This window comes from Bacillus paramycoides (assembly GCF_038971285.1).
Taxonomy (GTDB): domain Bacteria; phylum Bacillota; class Bacilli; order Bacillales; family Bacillaceae_G; genus Bacillus_A.
In genome coordinates this window covers 203,935-220,736 of sequence record NZ_CP152429.1, presented here as the reverse complement: position 1 = coordinate 220,736, position 16,802 = coordinate 203,935, and the positions used below count along the sequence as shown (strand labels likewise).

Annotated in this window: 16 protein-coding genes and 1 pseudogene; 16 read left to right on the top strand and 1 reads right to left on the bottom strand. The window is 34.0% G+C overall.

The window, feature by feature from the left end:
- The first annotated feature begins 83 nt into the window (after positions 1 to 83).
- From AAG068_RS28770 to AAG068_RS28735, 8 genes are read left to right on the top strand one after another with little or no spacing between them, the layout of a single operon-like run.
- Positions 84 to 1,163: a conjugal transfer protein gene (locus AAG068_RS28770; RefSeq protein ID WP_342719954.1), complete on the top strand. Its 1,080-nt coding sequence runs from the start codon at positions 84 to 86 to the stop codon at positions 1,161 to 1,163.
- A 2-nt stretch (positions 1,164 to 1,165) separates the two neighbouring features.
- Entirely contained in the window at positions 1,166 to 1,456 is a 291-nt protein-coding gene (locus AAG068_RS28765) for a hypothetical protein (RefSeq protein ID WP_342719953.1), read from the top strand.
- A gap of 40 nt (positions 1,457 to 1,496) precedes the next feature.
- Positions 1,497 to 1,901, top strand: a complete 405-nt coding sequence (locus AAG068_RS28760; protein WP_342719952.1) for a TcpE family conjugal transfer membrane protein — start codon at positions 1,497 to 1,499, stop codon at positions 1,899 to 1,901.
- Between the two features lie 59 nt (positions 1,902 to 1,960).
- Positions 1,961 to 4,501, top strand: a complete 2,541-nt coding sequence (locus tag AAG068_RS28755; RefSeq protein ID WP_342719951.1) for an ATP-binding protein — start codon at positions 1,961 to 1,963, stop codon at positions 4,499 to 4,501.
- Position 4,502: 1 nt separating this feature from the next.
- A complete protein-coding gene (locus AAG068_RS28750) occupies positions 4,503 to 4,985 on the top strand; it encodes a hypothetical protein (RefSeq protein ID WP_342719950.1) in 483 nt (160 codons plus the stop codon).
- Positions 4,986 to 5,016: 31 nt separating this feature from the next.
- A complete protein-coding gene (locus tag AAG068_RS28745) occupies positions 5,017 to 7,560 on the top strand; it encodes a CD3337/EF1877 family mobilome membrane protein (protein WP_342719949.1) in 2,544 nt (847 codons plus the stop codon).
- A 27-nt stretch (positions 7,561 to 7,587) separates the two neighbouring features.
- Complete coding sequence (locus tag AAG068_RS28740; RefSeq protein ID WP_342719948.1) at positions 7,588 to 8,799, top strand: bifunctional lytic transglycosylase/C40 family peptidase; 1,212 nt, start codon at positions 7,588 to 7,590, stop codon at positions 8,797 to 8,799.
- Between the two features lie 10 nt (positions 8,800 to 8,809).
- On the top strand, positions 8,810 to 9,406 hold the full coding sequence (locus AAG068_RS28735; protein ID WP_342719947.1) for a hypothetical protein: 597 nt from the start codon (positions 8,810 to 8,812) through the stop codon (positions 9,404 to 9,406).
- Between the two features lie 63 nt (positions 9,407 to 9,469).
- Here the strand turns inward: AAG068_RS28735 and AAG068_RS28730 are convergent.
- Positions 9,470 to 9,754: pseudogene (locus AAG068_RS28730) on the bottom strand (hypothetical protein); the annotation flags it as partial.
- 239 nt (positions 9,755 to 9,993) lie between these two features.
- Between AAG068_RS28730 and AAG068_RS28725 the strand changes: the two are divergent.
- The 8 genes from AAG068_RS28725 (at position 9,994) to AAG068_RS28690 (ending at position 16,539) form a co-directional block, all read left to right on the top strand.
- Positions 9,994 to 10,863 (top strand): RNA-binding protein, encoded by an 870-nt coding sequence (locus tag AAG068_RS28725; RefSeq protein ID WP_342719946.1) that lies wholly within the window; start codon positions 9,994 to 9,996, stop codon positions 10,861 to 10,863.
- Positions 10,863 to 11,834, top strand: coding sequence for a hypothetical protein (locus AAG068_RS28720; RefSeq protein WP_342719945.1), 972 nt, complete (start codon positions 10,863 to 10,865; stop codon positions 11,832 to 11,834). The genes AAG068_RS28725 and AAG068_RS28720 overlap by 1 nt, the downstream gene beginning before the upstream one ends.
- A 351-nt stretch (positions 11,835 to 12,185) precedes the next feature.
- Entirely contained in the window at positions 12,186 to 12,311 is a 126-nt protein-coding gene (locus AAG068_RS28715; RefSeq protein ID WP_342719944.1) for a hypothetical protein, read from the top strand.
- 108 nt (positions 12,312 to 12,419) lie between these two features.
- Entirely contained in the window at positions 12,420 to 13,394 is a 975-nt protein-coding gene (locus AAG068_RS28710) for a helix-turn-helix domain-containing protein (protein ID WP_342719943.1), read from the top strand.
- A 3-nt stretch (positions 13,395 to 13,397) separates the two neighbouring features.
- Positions 13,398 to 14,189: an SDR family NAD(P)-dependent oxidoreductase gene (locus tag AAG068_RS28705; RefSeq protein WP_342719942.1), complete on the top strand. Its 792-nt coding sequence runs from the start codon at positions 13,398 to 13,400 to the stop codon at positions 14,187 to 14,189.
- Between the two features lie 225 nt (positions 14,190 to 14,414).
- Positions 14,415 to 15,398, top strand: a complete 984-nt coding sequence (locus AAG068_RS28700) for a hypothetical protein (protein WP_342719941.1) — start codon at positions 14,415 to 14,417, stop codon at positions 15,396 to 15,398.
- A gap of 348 nt (positions 15,399 to 15,746) precedes the next feature.
- Positions 15,747 to 16,220 (top strand): hypothetical protein, encoded by a 474-nt coding sequence (locus tag AAG068_RS28695; protein WP_342719940.1) that lies wholly within the window; start codon positions 15,747 to 15,749, stop codon positions 16,218 to 16,220.
- Between the two features lie 46 nt (positions 16,221 to 16,266).
- Positions 16,267 to 16,539 carry a hypothetical protein gene (locus tag AAG068_RS28690; protein ID WP_342719939.1) on the top strand — a complete coding sequence of 91 codons (273 nt, stop codon included), beginning with the start codon at positions 16,267 to 16,269 and terminating at the stop codon, positions 16,537 to 16,539.
- Positions 16,540 to 16,802: the final 263 nt, after the last annotated feature.

Sequence of the window (16,802 nt, the reverse complement as noted above, 5' to 3'; positions counted from 1 at the left end):
TCATACTTAAAGTAGATAGTTGATTAGTGGCAATTACAATGAAATTTGTAATCTCCTAACCATATAAAAAGAGAGGTGAAGACATGGTAAAAAAGAAATTTACATTCTTTAAAAAAGCAAAAAATAAAACAATCGAAATATTAGATATGCAACAAGAAAATTCAGAAGCTCTTAAAGAAAAGAAGAAACGTAAAACAAGGGAGAAAGTTCCAACGATAACAGGAAGAAAAGTAGGTAAGGTTACATTTTGGTGTGTCATGGGATTCGTGTTTGCAGGAAGCTCCCTTTCATTTATCCAACTTGCCGGTCCTCCTAGAGCATTAGCTGTTCTGGAAAAGAAGGAGGAACCCGTAAAAATTAAAATGTCAGAAGCAGAATTAATTGCATATGCGAATAGTTTTGCCGTTAATTATTTTAATTGGAAAGTTGATATGAATGTAGCTGAAGAACGAAAAAAACGATTAGAGAAATTTCTAGTTGAAGGATCCGATGAGCAAGGTGGATTAAATAGAGATACTTTAAAAAACGCTTCTAGTACTGTAGTTAAATCGGAAGCAGTAGAGGTCCGACAAAAAGGAAATGAAGCAGAAGTTACATTGAAAATTATTCAGAAACTAGAACCTGTAAATAATCCAGCTCCTGGAACGACACAAGCTCCAGACACACCAAAAGAACCAAAAGAAGTTACAAGGTACTTCTCTATTCCAATTTTAATGGAGAAAGGGAAGATGGTAGTCCCTAACAATCCTACAATCGTTCATGGAGAGAGAGAAAAGGCACCTTATAAGGTAGCCACTTTCAAATCAGAAGGACGAGAAATTAATACAGATGCAGAAATTAAAAAAGTAGAACACTTTTTACAATCTGTATTTAAAGTGTATACAGAAGGTACACCAGAAGAAATTGCTTACTACTTTGAAAAAAGTAATATAACAAATGGACTAAAAGGTATTATGACATTTAGCAAATTAGAAAACCTACGAATTTATGAAGATAAGGACAAAGGATACAGAGTTTTAGTGGACGCCAAATTAAAAGACAATGATAGCAGCTTAGAGTACACATACACATATGATTTAAATCTTGTAAATAAAGATAACAAGTTTTCAATTAGCTCTATGAAGAAATTTGAAAACACATTAGAGAAAGTGGAGGGTAAATAATTATGGAGCTTTTGGGATTAGATATGGTTGCTCAGCAATTACCTACTATTACGGATGCCGCGGTTTTAGGGAACATTAATTTTGGGGTAAATATTAAAAACTGGTTAGTAGCTCAGTTAGGTCCAATCTTTTTAGTTTGTGCAATCATCGGTGTAATTGTTCTACTTGTAAAACGACAAATGGCAGGTTTAATTGGTTGGCTAGTACTTTGTGCAATTGTTTCAGTATTTGTATTCTCACCAGACGTATTTAAAGACCTTGGAACAAAATTATATAACTTAGTTTTCAAATGAAAACTCTTAAAACTCATAAATTTTTAAGGAGTTGGTATAAGTGACTCAGAAACCGACTCGTAAGGAAGTAAGGACTTATAACTCTATTTGGGATATTCCAAAGAGTTTATATGGGATAAGGGACATAACACTCCCTTTCCCAGTCCCTTACAGACAACTGGGAATCTTTGTTGGGACACTTTTAGTAATTATATTTCTAGATCAGTTTTTACCCTTAGGAAGCAATGTCTTTTTCAAATATTTAATATTACCTGGTGGTATAGCGTACTTCTTTGGAAATGTAGAATTAGATGGAAAAAGCCCACACAAATTTATATATCGATTCTTTGTATTCACATTTGAAAGAAAAAATTTGAGTCGTTATAAAGATACAACTGGTAATATTGGAAGCTATCAATATAAGACGGTAGTTCGATTTAAGGATGATTCAATTAAGAAAAAGTAATTAATTAATCTATACAGAAGAATTAGTTTAGTCTCATATTCTTCTCTAAGGAGGCACAAATGAATCAGGTTGAATTTCCAGTCAAATATTTTCATGATAATTTGATTTTTAACCAAGACGGTTCTTGCTGGGCGTATTATGAGGCATACGGGATTCCTTACGAATTTAAAGGAGACGATGATAAAAATACGTTGTTTATGCGACAACTCGGTTTATTTTGGAATTATGAAGAAGAAAAACATCTATTAATGATTCCTGTTTATCAGAATTTCAAAGAAAAAGCCGATGAGTTTAAAGAAACAGTAAGTGGTGAACTAAAAGAGCTGGCAATAGATCATACTGATGACGTTGTCCATGAGTTAGAAAGAAAATTTGGTAAAAACGCTGTAGAATATCGTTATTTTATAGGTGTGAAATTAAAAGTAAGACACATACAAGAAGGACTTAAGGAAATGCTTTACACTGCATTCCATACCTTTAAAAACACTGCAGAACAGTTTGGATTACTTGGTGATACCAAAATACTAAAAACTGATTTGGAGATGTTTAAAAGGGAAGCTAGTGCCTTTAGAAACAAAATAAGAAAACATTTAGCCGTAAGAAGTTTAGAAACAAATGAAACACACTGGATTGTATTACGCAACTTCTATCGTACATTGGAAGCACCTGTTACAGCGGGATGGACGCCACCAGTAGTTGATGATGATTCTGCTATCTTTCCGAATCAAGAGAGTTTATTACGCTTAACAGAATCCGAAATAGACGTTAAAGGAAGACATATAGAAATATCTCAAATCGGTTCTGATGGATTAGAGTATCCAGCATATATGAGTTTCTTATCGGCATCGAAGATTCCATACACAATGGAATTTCCAGACCAAGAGTGGATGTATATGATCCAAAATATAGATTTCCCAATCGAACTAAGTGTTCGTACAGAAAATATTAACCATCGTAAAGCTCTATCTAAACTTAATAAAAAGAAAAAAGATTTAGAAGATCAAGAAGCACATGCAAGGGAAAATGCACAAACTGTTGGGTTAAACGTGTATGAAGGTGTTCAAGAAGCTACTGAATTACAAGCCCTTATACAAAAGACACGTATGCCACTAGTTAAGACATCAGTATCTTTCTGTATATGTGCTGAAGATTTAGATACAATGCGTCGAAATACCAATTCACTTATTTCTATTTATAGAGAGATGATGATTGAACTAGTAAGACCATATGGAAATCAGTTCCTGCTGTTTAATGAATTTATCCCTGGTGCTAGAAGATATGTAAATGATTATATACACTTTATGGAGCCTGGAGTTCTGGCGGCCGGTATGTTTGGTGCAACACAAGATTTAGGTGATAATATCGGATTTTATATAGGTACAACTGGTATTTTAAACAAAGCAGTTTATATGACACCTTCTCTCGCAGCGACAAATACCGTTGCAAATCAAAAAACGAGCGCACTTTCAGTTGCAGTAACAGGAAGTACTGGTTCTGGTAAATCATTTGGAACAAACTTAATTGTTTACCTAGCGGTACTAGGAGGAGCCCAAACACTGATAGTCGATCCAAAAGGTGAGAGGGGGAACTGGACAGAAGATTTACACGGCTTAGAAGGTAAGGTAAATGTAATTACACTAGGGGCTGATAGACGAGATGAAGGGAAACTAGACCCATTTATCATTCATAAACATAGCCGAAAAGATGCAATTGAGTTAGCAATGACAATTCTTACTTTCATTACAGGTATTAAACCAGATAACTCAGAAAAATTCCCGCGCTTAGCTTCAGCCGTAGAATTCGTAGCAGGAATGGAAGAGCCGTGCTTAACAGCTGTAACTCAATACCTTGAAGATAGTGAGGATAAAGTGGATCAACAATTAGCTGCTCATATTCAAGCATTTGAGAATTTATCATTTGCACACTTAATCTTTGGTGATGGAACAAATAGAGATATTGAACTTGATACAGCAGTAAATATCATACAAATTCAGCATCTTGATATGCCTGATATTCAAAAAGATCCGAAAGATTATACCTTACAAGAAAATTTATCAGTTAGTATGCTGATGTCTCTATCTTCTTTTGCAAGAAAATTCTTTCAAAAGGACCCTACTAAATTCAAAATTGTTCTATTAGATGAAGCATGGGCAATCATGGGAACTTCTCAAGGGCGAGAGTTAGCTCGTAAGCTAGTTCGTGAAGGTCGTGCTTTAAACTCTGCAGTATACTTTGCTACTCAAAGTGCAAGTGACCTGGGAGATGAGACATTTAAGAATAATATCGGTATGAAGTTCTCATTCCGTAATACCGACAGTAAAGAGATTTCTTCAATCTTAGATTTCTTTGGATTACCTGATAATGAAGAAAATCATGCGATTATTACTAATTTAGAAACAGGACAATGCTTATTCCAAGATATCCAAGGAAGAACAGGTGTTGTCACAATGGATGTAGTGTTTAAGGATTTATACGATGCATTTGATACAAGACCAAATGCAAGAAAGAATTATAGAAAGTCAAATGATGATGAAAAGCAGGAAGTTAATGCAACCTTTGTCGAAGAAGGGGGAGAAAAAATAAATGTAGGAGTGAGTTAACATGGTAAAAACTAAACTAAAAAAATTAATACTATCTAGCCTATGTGCGGGCGCTCTAATTCTGAGCGCAGCATGTGGAAATAGCGAAACAAATGTAGGAGAAGAAAAAGATAAACAGGGGCACACTCCTAGAGAAATAATGCTAGATTTTGTAAAAGCCGATTTACAAAGGGATCATAAAACAATACTTAAGCTTGTAGTGGATGGAGAAAAAGATACTATATTAGATAAAAATCAAGGTCCTAAAAATAATTTGTCTTACAAAGATTATAAAGTAAAAGAGTATGTAGTCGATAAGGATACGATTATGTATAACTTTATATCAAAAAAACCCCCTAAAAATATTGATAAAGAAATAAAGTGGATAAGGGTGGTTCGAACAGATAAAGGTTTTAAAATACGTAGTTATGCTGCCCCTTATCGAAATGAAATCGATGAAGTAGCAAATACTAAACCGACAAATGAGTTTAGTTCAAAAGATTAATAGGTTCCCATAAAAGGGGGAGTAATATGTAATGAAAAAGTTTATTACCCTATTGTTATTGGTCTGTACATTTCTTTTAGCATTTAATTTACTCTTTAAAGCTGCTCCAGTATATGCAGAGGAAGAACCCAGACCTTCACTTATAGACGATATTATTCCAAAGAGTAAGGAAAAATTAAAATATGAAGAATACCCTCCAAGTAGCTATGGGATTGATATTTATACACCAGAAGGTGGATTTGGTGAATCCCTTAAGTTTTGGAAATGGGGGGATAAAGTTAAAGAACAAATGGTTGCTGTATTATTTAGTCTTATAAGTATTGGATGGACCATTAATCTTGGAATTAGTACTTTTGTTACAAGCATGGTTGGCCAATCTATGAGTTTCAATATTGTAGCCGATGTAGGAGATAAATTAGGCGATGTAATTTCTAAAGCAGCAGGGTTCAATGGTTCTTGGGGTAATGGAATATATAGTGAATTGATTGGACTCATGTTAGCTTTATTAGCCTGCTGGGTTATCTGGGTAGGTTTTGTACAACGACGCCAGTCAGAGATGCTAGGAGGATTGTTAAAGGCATTAGGTATCTTAGTTTTTACTTTAGGTTTTTTCGCAAATTCAAGTTATATTATCAAAGGACTAAACACTTTCTCTGAACAAGTAAATAAAACGGTTCTTGATTCCACTCAAAGTATCAGTGGAGCGAGTGAAGGATATTCAAGTGGTGTCGATTCCATTACTGATTTAACACACACTCTGTTAATAAAACAACCGTATACATTACTGCAGTTTGGTACAACGGATATGAAAAAAATCGGTGATGAGAGAATTAAGAAAATGTTAACAACAACTAATGCAGATGAAAGGCAAAAACTTTTAGAACATGAAGTGAAAGATGAAAATAATAAAATTCTGGTGTTAGACGCTACTTTTGAGCGTGGCGCTTTAGTATTATTACTTTTCCTAATCAATGGACCATTATGGGTTGTTTTAGGCTTATGTAGTATGGCGATGTTATTTTATCAATTAATGTTTATCATCGTAGCGCTAATGTCACCAGTAATGTTATTGATGGCTTTAGTACCTGCATGGACTGGGACAGCAAAGAGATTTTTATCTGAATTGTTCCGAACGCTGCTTATGAAAGTTGCAATTGGCTTTCTTATAACTTTAATGTTTTGGGTTTCTTCAATCTTATTTAGCGCAACTGATAAGTATGGTTATTTAGTAGTTGCTGCATTACAAGTACTTTCGTTCTTAGGTGTTTGGTTATATCGTAAAACAATTTTTGATGCTATTACTACAGTACCAGCAAGTGCAGGAGCAGCAAGAGCTTCAGATGCTATGAGTAATATTAGGCAGAAATATCGTGATGTTAGACGTGGATCTAAGACAGTTGGAAGAGGTGTAGCAGTAGCTGGAGCCGCGGGTGTTGCAAGTGCGGCAATGGCCGGGAAAGTGGGGAAATCAGGTTATAGTAAGTTTAAACAGTTGAAAGAAAACTATGCTGATAGAAAAGAAAAGGTAGCAGATGGTAAACGCAAGGAAAAAGAGAAAATGCAAGCAGAAAAAGAAAAAAATATTAATCAAATGAAAAAAGAAGAAAATTTAGGTGTTTGCGATAGAAAAGGAAATCAGGAGCAAGAAAGGGTTAAAGAAGAAGTAGCCGCAACTAAAGAGAATCCAGAATTAGCAGTACGAGGGAAACATCAAGATAATGACCCTGAAATACAACAAGCAGAACTAAAAGATAAAGAAGAAGATGTAAAAGCGGATGTTAAACCAGTAGGACAATCAAACGATGAACTAAATAATAAAGAAGATGTGAAAGCTCATGTTAGACCGGTAGCAAATCAAAATAATGGTGGACTTGAGAATAAGCAAGAAGATGTAAAGGCGGAAGCAAAACCAGTAGCAACAATTAAAACACCAACGGGTCAAACAAAGCCAGTTATAACACCACAGTCAGGAACAACACCATCACCAACGAATCCGATTGAGAGCAAACCAATCACAACACCACAGTCAGGAACAACACCATCACCAACGAATCCGATTGAGAGCAAACCAATCACAACACCACAGTCAGGAACAACACCATCACCAGCGAATCCGATTGAGAGCAAACCAATCACAACACCACAGTCAGGAACAACACCATCACCAGCGAATCCGATTGAGAGCAAACCAATCACAACACCACAGTCAGGAACAACACCATCACCAGCGAATCCGGTTGAGAGCAAACCAATCACAACACCACAGTCAGGAACAACACCATCACCAGCGAATCCGATTGAGAGCAAACCAATCACAACACCACAGTCAGGAACAACACCATCACCAGCGAATCCGGTTGAGAGTAAGCCAGTCACTACTTCCCATGTGAGTACACCACCAAAACAAGTAGAGGTAAAACAAGTTAATCAACAACAAACTAAAAATGTTCCTAAAGTGAATAATCAACAACATGTAAAAGAAGGAGCAGATATTAAGAAAGTTAACGCAAAAACGCAAACACAACAAGAAGCTTTAAAAAATGTAAAAGCAAAAGAAACGATAAAACCAAAATAATTCAGCTCGTGAGGGAGGGTTTATACATTGAGTGCGGAACCAAATCGCGACTTTGAAAATGAACATCATCCTGAAGCTGAGCTAGGGAATGCTAAGCCTGCCTTGAAAAAGGCAGGCCATTCTTTAGGGAAGGCGGCTGGTAAAGGAACAAAAGTAGCGGGTAAAGCAGTTGCACAAGTAGGGAAGAAAGTAGCAGTTAAAGTAGCTCAGAAGGCAGCTACAGTTGCTGTTGCAAAGCCATTATTAATAATAGCCGGTGTTATTCTGGCTGTTGTTGCAGGTTTAGGCATTGTGATATTTTTATTAACTGCGAGTATGAGTGAAGATGAAGTCAGCCCTGGAGGAATTGGTGGTCCTTTTACACCAGGTACTGCAAGTGTTAGTCCTGAAGTAATGAGATGGGAGCCTTTGGTAAGGAAATATGCAGCCCAACACGGCATAGAAGCGATGACCTCATTAATATTAGCTCTTATTCAGCAAGAAAGTTCTGGAACCCAGTTGGACGTTATGCAAAGTTCTGAATCACAAAATCATCCTCCGGGTTATTTTACAGATTCAGAAGAAAGTATTAAATATGGTTTAATGCATTTTGCAGATTGTCATAAAAAATCCAACGGCGATCAAAATATTACATTACAGTGTTATAACTATGGTACTGGTTATGCAAATTATGCACTTTCTAATGGTGGATATTCACACGCGAATGCAAGAGCATTTTCAGCAGAACAGACAGCAAAAAATCGTTATAAATGTGGTTCTTGGCGAAGTGCAGAAGCAGTAGCCAATAATTGGTGTTATGGTGATCCAGACTATGTTCCACATGTACTAAGATATTATCAAGGTGGTGGCGGTGAAGGACCTGTAGCCGGCGGAGATGAGTTATTTAAAAAGCTAATGGATGAAGCTATTAAATATCAAGGATGGCCCTACGTTTGGGGAGGAAGAACACCGCAATCATCATTTGACTGTAGCGGACTCATTCAGTGGGTATATGGGCAAGCGGGTATTAATTTAAATGGTACTGCAGAAACGCAATATAAAATTACACAGCGAACCAATGATCCACAACCAGGAGATTTAATATTTTTCCAAGGTACTTATAAACCAGGTATTTCACATGTTGGAATTTATGTTGGTAACAATCGTATGTTCCATGCAGGCGATCCAATAGGTTATGCAGATTTAAATACACCATATTGGCAGCAGCATTTTGCGGGTTATGGTAAGGTGGCAAGATAGGAGGGGTGAAATGAAAAAAACGACAATTTTATTAATCGTATTGCTTATAGGTAGCATAGGATTAAATTTTAAAATAAATGCAGATAATGCCCAACTTAAAGATGAAAAGGCAAAGCTGTCTAAGAAAATACAAAAAGTAGAATCACAATATAAGGATGCGGAGAAAGAATTGCAAGCTTTAAAGAGTAATAACCAACAGCAGGTAAAGGAAGCTGCTGAGAGATTTTTAAAAGCATTCCGGACATATGATACTGGTAAAGGGGAATCCTATCTTACGAATGTTGAAGCTTATATAACTCCAAATGCGAAGAAAGAATTGACACCACCAGGGCCACCTAATCCACCTGCTTCAAGTACCGCAGAAGAAAAAGATAAGAAAAAGGTAGCCTTTAAATCAGAGTACATTGGTGGCGAATTGTACTATGCATTTATAGATACTACCAAAGCAAACGTACTTGCTAAGGTTAAAAGTAAAATGATTATCAATGGTGTATCATCTGAAAATATGTCATTAATGCAGATTAATTTAATTTATGATGGAAATAAGAAGTTATGGCTCGTTGACAAGGTTCTACCATTAGCTGATTTAAGAGATCAGATGCCATAAGCTAAAAAGTTAATAATAAAAGAGCCTTTTCTATCATTCTTGAATAGAGAGGGCTCTTTTGCTTTAGTAGTTATTTTTGATACCTAACAAATTTATGTAATGAAGACTTTTTCTTTTTTCTCTCATATCAACAGCAAATTGCATCATCTCTTGCTCTGTTAGAATATCTTCTTGTATTTCCTTTTGCGGTGCTGTACCTACAAATACTAAATCATCCCATTTTGAGAATGGCTTTTCCCCTTTAAAAACCATTTCGCTATACCTTTTTAATTCTCCATCAATATTTACTACATTAATTTTTCCCCCATTATTTAAGAAGCCTAATGCAAACATCTTGTCAGAGTAGTAACAGTATATGTATGTCGAACAATTAAGATGGCTTTCTGCCATCCCTTGTCCGAAGCCAATTCATCTCCCACCTATTCACTTCTCGTTCCTTGAGGAAGGAGTCTTCTTGGCTAAAATGATAAAATTTTTAGAAAAAATTTCTAAAAAACTTAGTTTCTCATTTAAAAGTAACAATAATTCAAGTAGAAGTATTATTTTTGAATTTTATAAATATTGAACGAGGGAGAGGAGATATTTTTATGGATTCAAAAACTTATGAAAAGCTACAGGCACTACGTAGATATAAAGAGCCAATTCAAGCAGTATTAAGAACGGTTAAAAAACATGATAAAGACGATCCAGATACTGAATATGCTGAGTTTGCCCTTGAAAACGGTAAGATTATAGGTATTTGTAAAAAAGAGGACTTCTCTGATTATTCTTTTAGAAGTATTACACAATTCACAGGTAATATTTTTAACGTAGTAATTACTCAAATGTCTGATGAACTGGATGTAAATAAAGTTCAGGTATCAGTAAAAGAAGCAAGTAGAAGATCAGCAGATGCTTTAATTCGTGAGCTAATAGAATTGGAGCAAGATGAAAGACTGCAAGAGCCAACCTACGAAGCTGAAGTAAGTGGATACAATATGAATGCTCAGGTTCCAACTATATTCTTACGCATCTATGGTGCGGAATGCTTCATGAAATTACATGAACTAAACTATGGAAGAGTGTATAAAAACGCGGTGGATCGTTATGCACCTATTGGTGAACGCATCCCAGTTAAGGTTCTGCAATTTAATCCAGAGCAACGATTAATCCACGTTTCTAGAAAAGCAGCCGTGGAAAACCCTTATCAGTTATTATCTGAATTAGCTGAAGGGGATACAATTGTAGGAAGGGTAGTAAATGTTGACCCGCGTTTTGGAGTTTTTGTTGAATTGGACCAAGGCTGCACAATTAAAGGAATTGTCCCTAAAACAATCGAACAGCCAGTATTGGATGAAGTAGTTAGTATGAGAATTGTAAATGTGGATGTAGAAAAAGAGAGAGGGTCGGGGGTTATCTTCAAGTTTCCTTTTGGACGCAAAAAAGTTAACGACCCAACGGCGTTTTTATATAATTAATGAGTGCGCCGCAGGTTTCCGTACAAGAGAATGGAAAGGCGGTTCAATATTGGCTTAATAGGGACCAATCTTTATCACTTTGGGATGACCCCTCTTTGCAGGGGGGACCAATTCTTCCAAATAAATTCAAACCACTCACAGATTTACGTAGTATTTATGACAGAATTAATTCAGGTTTTATAAATGAAAAAGATAATTTAATACTAAAGCTTATTTGGGATTCATTAGCGATTACTGAAGCTCAAATTAAAAATTTTGTGGAATCTAAAATTAGTAGGTCACAGGTTTCAGAATCGTTGAAAAAACTGGTACTGTATGGATTTGTTAGTCGATGGGAGATAAAATCTGTGCTATTTCCGGATCAACCCAAAACATCTGCTCCAATCACATTAAATACTGCTGGTCATTTAATGATGTGGGCTTACCATAATCGCAATACAAACTATTCTTTGAAGCCAGAACAGTGGTTAAAACTTGGAGTAGCGGGGGTACAAAGATTTGTCACTATGAATCAAATAAAATATGAGTTTGCAATAGGCCAACAGTTATTAAAAAACTGGTGCTGGTATCCAAAGCTAAAAGGTACTGGTAATGGATATAATCCAATTGCTGTTGGAGAAATTAAAACTCCAATTGGAAATCAAAACTTCATATTTGAAAGGGTACAACAAGGTCAGCGATATGCACAACATTTGAAATCGAGATTGAGGATTTGGGAAGATCAAATTCAAAATGGACCAAATAATTTATTGAATTTCGAAAACACGAAGAGTTTACCAGGAATTTTTATATTATCTATATCTAATCTCGCTTTAGCAAAACATGTTAGAAATGAGCTAATGTTAGACTTACGGAAGATTCCTATAATGCTTTTAATAGACGAATGCATTCACAGTGAGGGATTCGCAAAATCCTTTTATATCTCAACTCAAAACGGAATTCAGCAAGCATCATTACCATTTTTGAGATAACAAGAGCTGCTTCAGGTAAATACGCTGAAGCGGCTCTCTGTTGTTCTAACGATGAATCGATATTCAACAGTATATTTTACTTGCTCAAAACTTCACCGTGCTATCTATAGTTTAAAATACAAACATAAAGAAAGTAGGGTGAAAATTCTTAAGGATTCTTAAAAATTGATTAAAGTATGTAATGTTTTCCGTTACAAATCTTTTGAAATTGGACCATATATTGAACTAATGGATTACATTGAATGATAGTGTGAGATGTAATTTTTATTTGCTAGATACAATGAGTTATTTATACAAAAATATACTCATTCATTTTGTTTAATCTTTTTTACAAAATAGGGGTTTCTTAAATTGTTAAATCAATATTTCCAACTTCCTATTATTGAGATTTGTTCTAATTCAATGGTTTTTGTCCTTCTAAAGGTGAAATATATGAACTGGATGATTGATTTATATGTAGAAAAAATGATTTGCTAGGATAATATACAACATTTATATTGTGTCGTGTTTTGTATGTATAATGTCTCCTTAAGCTAGTGATTAAAGCATTTGCAAACTATAAAATAAATACATGAGGTGTGGGATATGATAAACAATGGTCTGTGGCAGACATTTGAATCTTTAGGAGTATCGTATGAACAATTTGTTAAAAGTAGTCAATTGCCTGTAAACATTATTAATGAGAAAAGTATATCTTTAGAGACATATGTTACGATTTGGCATAACTATTCATCTTTAGTTTCTAATATTGAAAGTAGCATAATTAAAATGGCAACAGGTTTTGATGTTACACAATATCCGCCAACAATTATGGCAGCATATTATGCTCCAAATTACATGGAATGCTTAAAAACAATTTGTAAATACACAAAGTTATGTCCACCTTTAAAAATTGTTATAGAAGAGGAGGATAACATAGGTATAACTGTATCTTCATGTTTCAACAATATAGCATTACCAGATTTAATGGCGGGTAGTACCTTGGCATTTTTAATAGAAATCGGTCGTCTTGGGACAGGAGAGGTTATTACTCCCTTGGCATTATACACAACGATTAAAGATTCAAATTCACAGGAACTGAGTCATTATTTTAATTGCCCAGTACTTTATGGCAGTGAGATGAACAAATTATTACTAAAAAAAGAGGATGGCTATAGAGTCTTTAATTCTTACAATGCAGAATTAATAGAACTAGTTGTTCCACAGTTAGATAAACAGATTGGAAATTCTACTTCACCAAATACTTTAGAAATTGTGCAATGGCACATTAAAAGAAATTTAACCCGTAATGAGGCAGGGATAGAACAGATTTCTAAGGAATTAATGTTGAGTAGCAGAACATTGCAACGACAATTAAAGACACTAGGAACCACTTATAATTTAGAAGTGAAAAAAGTGAGGATGGAATTAGCGAAACAATATTTACAAGAAGAACGATTGAGTAATAAAGAAATTGCTTTTTTATTAGGTTATAGTGATGAAAATTCATTCTATAGGGCTTTTAAGAAGTGGGAAAAAACAACAATATCTGAATGGAAAAAACGAAAGAGAGTAGGATGATTTATGGAATTAAATTTAATAGGAAAAACAGCATTAATAACTGGATCCAGTAAAGGAATTGGGAAAGCAATTGCAAAGGAGTTAGCTAATGCGGGTGTTAACGTATTAATTAATGGTAAAGATTATGACGAAGTTGAATCGGTAGTTATGGAAATTCAACGAAAATATCCAGATACAAAACCACAAAATGCAGCAGGAGACTTACTCAATGCTGCACAAAGGCAGAATTTATTAGGGAAATTCTCTAGAGTAGATTTATTAATAAATAATTTAGGTATTTATGAAATGATGAAAATGTCAGATGTTACGAATGATATTCTTTTAAAATACATTGAGACCAATGCTTTGGTAGGGCATTATTTAGCGCAACATTACCTACCATCTATGCAGAAACAAAATTTCGGTAGAATAGTTTTTGTTGCGAGTGAAGAAGCAGTAATGCCATCAGGAATGATGCCACAATATAGTATAAGTAAAACGATGTTACTTGCAATAGTAAAAAACTTTTCTATGGAAACTGCTGGTTTAGATGTGACTGTAAATACGGTTATGCCAGGACCTACACTAACAGAAAAAGTTATTGATATTATTGATACTATGATAAAAAAAGAACTTCCTTTTATAGAAAAAGAGAAAATTTTCATGCAACAAAATTTACCTCAATCACAACTACAGCGTTTTATTCGACCAGAAGAGATTGCTCGTCTTGTTAGCTTTATGTGTAGCCCTGATGCTACAGCTTTTAGAGGCTCTCCGATTCGAATGGATGGCGGCATGGTACCAACAATATATTAAAAGTATTTATATTGTCAATATTATATATATATAGTTTTAAAGTTATTGTGTGATTATGATCTTACATGCATTTATTCGGCTTACAGTGACATGCGAAACAGTTGAATGATTAAAATAGCTTACTCTGGAATCGCAATTTTCAAAAAGTAGTTTTACCTATTAATATATTATACAGTATACTACCTGTGAACGTTTCTTAAACAAGGAAGGAGTATAAGAGATAATATGAAAAGAATGAAATATATATGGTTGTTCGTGTTATGTTTCTTATGTTTGAGTGGATGCAATTATGAAAATGAAGATCAGGTAAAAAAATATATAAAAGAAAAACACGGGTTCGATGTTGTTGTAACAAATTGGGGCGGGATAAATGAAGGAAATATGGGACATACATACCATACTGTTCAAGCAAAAGATAATAAAAATATTCAATTTCGAGTAGAGGTAAATGGCATCTTCTATTCCACAATACAAGGTGATGAATACGAATATGGGAAAAACACATACGAGGAATATAAGAAATTCAAACCCATTCTTGAAGAAATGAAAAAGTTAGGCTACGAGGAATCTGAAAATAAAAATGTTCTTCAATATATAGTAGATTATAACAATACAGCAGGAAAACCAACAGATGAGTTGTTATTAACCTTAAAAACGAGTAAGGAAATCGATTATAGTCAATTTGAAACAATAGAATTAGATCGTTTATATTCATTATTCCAACTTATTCAAAAGAGTAATAGAAAGATAACAGAACTTGAGATTGAGGATCATAATGGTAAATCGATTGGTCTTCCTTTCGAAAATGTGCAAAAGGATATAAAGAAAGGAGAACTTCTACTAACAATGAAAGATACAGTAAGCAGTTATTGGACATATATGATTGAAACACAAACAAAAGTCTTTGAAAGATTAAAAGAAATTCAAAATGACCGCTTTGTAATTAAAGATATTACTTGTGCACATCCGAAGGAAGGGAAATGTCCAAAATATGAAGCTACGATAGTTTTTAATGACAGTTCTATGGAGTATAAAAATGATCCCAATGTAATGGAGGATCTGACAAAGGTGGTCACGATTTTTAAAGAAGAACTACATAACGAGAAATTTGATATATTTGTATCCAACAAAGATAGAACAAGTTATTCACTCTGGCTAACGTCAGAGAAAATTCAAAACAGTAATAACATCAATGAACTAATAAAATAATTGTTTATCAAAAATAATATGTAATAATTTTTTAATAACTAACATACCCATCTAACTCTTTAACGATAGATGGGTACGTTAGTTATTAATGTTATATTTTAAATGAAAGTCGTATCGTTTGAAAGAGTATAGAGTTATGAACTAAGTTGTACTGTTTATAAAAAAGTTGCACCGTTTTGCATCAGCGGATAAAATTCCTAAAGCTTTAATCAAAATGTATTCCAAACCAAAAATCAGAACAATATCTATTCTAAAACAAAAAAATAGGATAAATCTATATAAATTGTGATTAGATAATATATGCAATGTTGAAAGTATTATTTGTTATAGGAAGCAGGTGTACTGAGAGTGAAGAAAGTAATAGCAACTCTATTTATAGTAGGATTTAGCGGAATATTACTATATTTATTTACTGATGTTTTTACAAAAATACAAATTCATAAACCAGTAGGAGATAACTTAAAAGAAAAGTATGGGGATTTTAAAATACTTTCTGCATATGATAACCGACTTGGAGGAACAGGTATTCAAACTTATATAGAAATAAAAAAACCATATTATACCACTACGTATGTAACTGTTGACCGAAATTCTTATGAGATAGATGAAGATGATGATAAGTATGTCTTCTTAGATATATTTAAAGGCGCTTATGTCCAACAACATAGTGAAGTTATAAAACAATCAAATGAAATTATTAAAAAGTATAACTTATTAAGTGAATCAAATAACGCATTTGATAAGGAGAAACAAAATTTTTATTACTATTTAAACTTTACTATCGATAAAAAAACAGGAAAAAGAATTGCTTACAAAGTTTAAACAAACCCAACAATTAGATACGACAAAATTAATCCAAACTTTGAAAATGAATGAATCTAAGATCTATTCTTATCATATGGGAGTAGTGAACTTTAATTATTATTATAGTGTAGAAAAAAATAAGGGAAATATACCAGATATCCTTAGCATTATGAATGATTTTCGCAGAGGTAATGTTTTAACGGAAGGCATTTACAATATAGTACTGCAGCCAGGTAGCTCTTCAGGTATGGATTTTGGCAAGGAGAGTTATGTTTTGTTTAGCGTAGATAAATCAGGTGAATTTAAGGTGATTAAAAAAAGTGAAAATGGAAGATGATTCACACATGGCCCAGTACCAGCGTTGCTATAATTAGAGACAAAGTAATGCTGGTACTGGGCCTACATATAAGGTTTAAAAAGTACGTATATCAAATAAATCCCAACTACATAAACGGGCGTAATTGTATAGGAACATAAACAGAAAATGAACAAACTTTTTTATAAAAATTGTTCTCGCAATCCTAAGGAAAGAGTCGGTTTTAATTAATCTTTTTTCAAAATCAATTCTTTTTGTAAGTCATAGAATCTGATTTGGTAAGA

What these genes read in the sequence shown, in the direction of transcription:
- AAG068_RS28710 (WP_342719943.1), top strand. Translation starts at nt 12,420, where the DNA reads ATGATAAACAATGGTCTGTGGCAGACATTTGAATCTTTAGGAGTATCG.
- AAG068_RS28765 (WP_342719953.1), top strand. Translation starts at nt 1,166, where the DNA reads ATGGAGCTTTTGGGATTAGATATGGTTGCTCAGCAATTACCTACTATT.
- AAG068_RS28705 (WP_342719942.1), top strand. Translation starts at nt 13,398, where the DNA reads ATGGAATTAAATTTAATAGGAAAAACAGCATTAATAACTGGATCCAGT.
- AAG068_RS28755 (WP_342719951.1), top strand. Translation starts at nt 1,961, where the DNA reads ATGAATCAGGTTGAATTTCCAGTCAAATATTTTCATGATAATTTGATT.
- AAG068_RS28725 (WP_342719946.1), top strand. Translation starts at nt 9,994, where the DNA reads ATGGATTCAAAAACTTATGAAAAGCTACAGGCACTACGTAGATATAAA.
- AAG068_RS28700 (WP_342719941.1), top strand. Translation starts at nt 14,415, where the DNA reads ATGAAAAGAATGAAATATATATGGTTGTTCGTGTTATGTTTCTTATGT.
- AAG068_RS28745 (WP_342719949.1), top strand. Translation starts at nt 5,017, where the DNA reads ATGAAAAAGTTTATTACCCTATTGTTATTGGTCTGTACATTTCTTTTA.
- AAG068_RS28720 (WP_342719945.1), top strand. Translation starts at nt 10,863, where the DNA reads ATGAGTGCGCCGCAGGTTTCCGTACAAGAGAATGGAAAGGCGGTTCAA.
- AAG068_RS28735 (WP_342719947.1), top strand. Translation starts at nt 8,810, where the DNA reads ATGAAAAAAACGACAATTTTATTAATCGTATTGCTTATAGGTAGCATA.
- AAG068_RS28770 (WP_342719954.1), top strand. Translation starts at nt 84, where the DNA reads ATGGTAAAAAAGAAATTTACATTCTTTAAAAAAGCAAAAAATAAAACA.
- AAG068_RS28690 (WP_342719939.1), top strand. Translation starts at nt 16,267, where the DNA reads ATGAATGAATCTAAGATCTATTCTTATCATATGGGAGTAGTGAACTTT.
- AAG068_RS28750 (WP_342719950.1), top strand. Translation starts at nt 4,503, where the DNA reads ATGGTAAAAACTAAACTAAAAAAATTAATACTATCTAGCCTATGTGCG.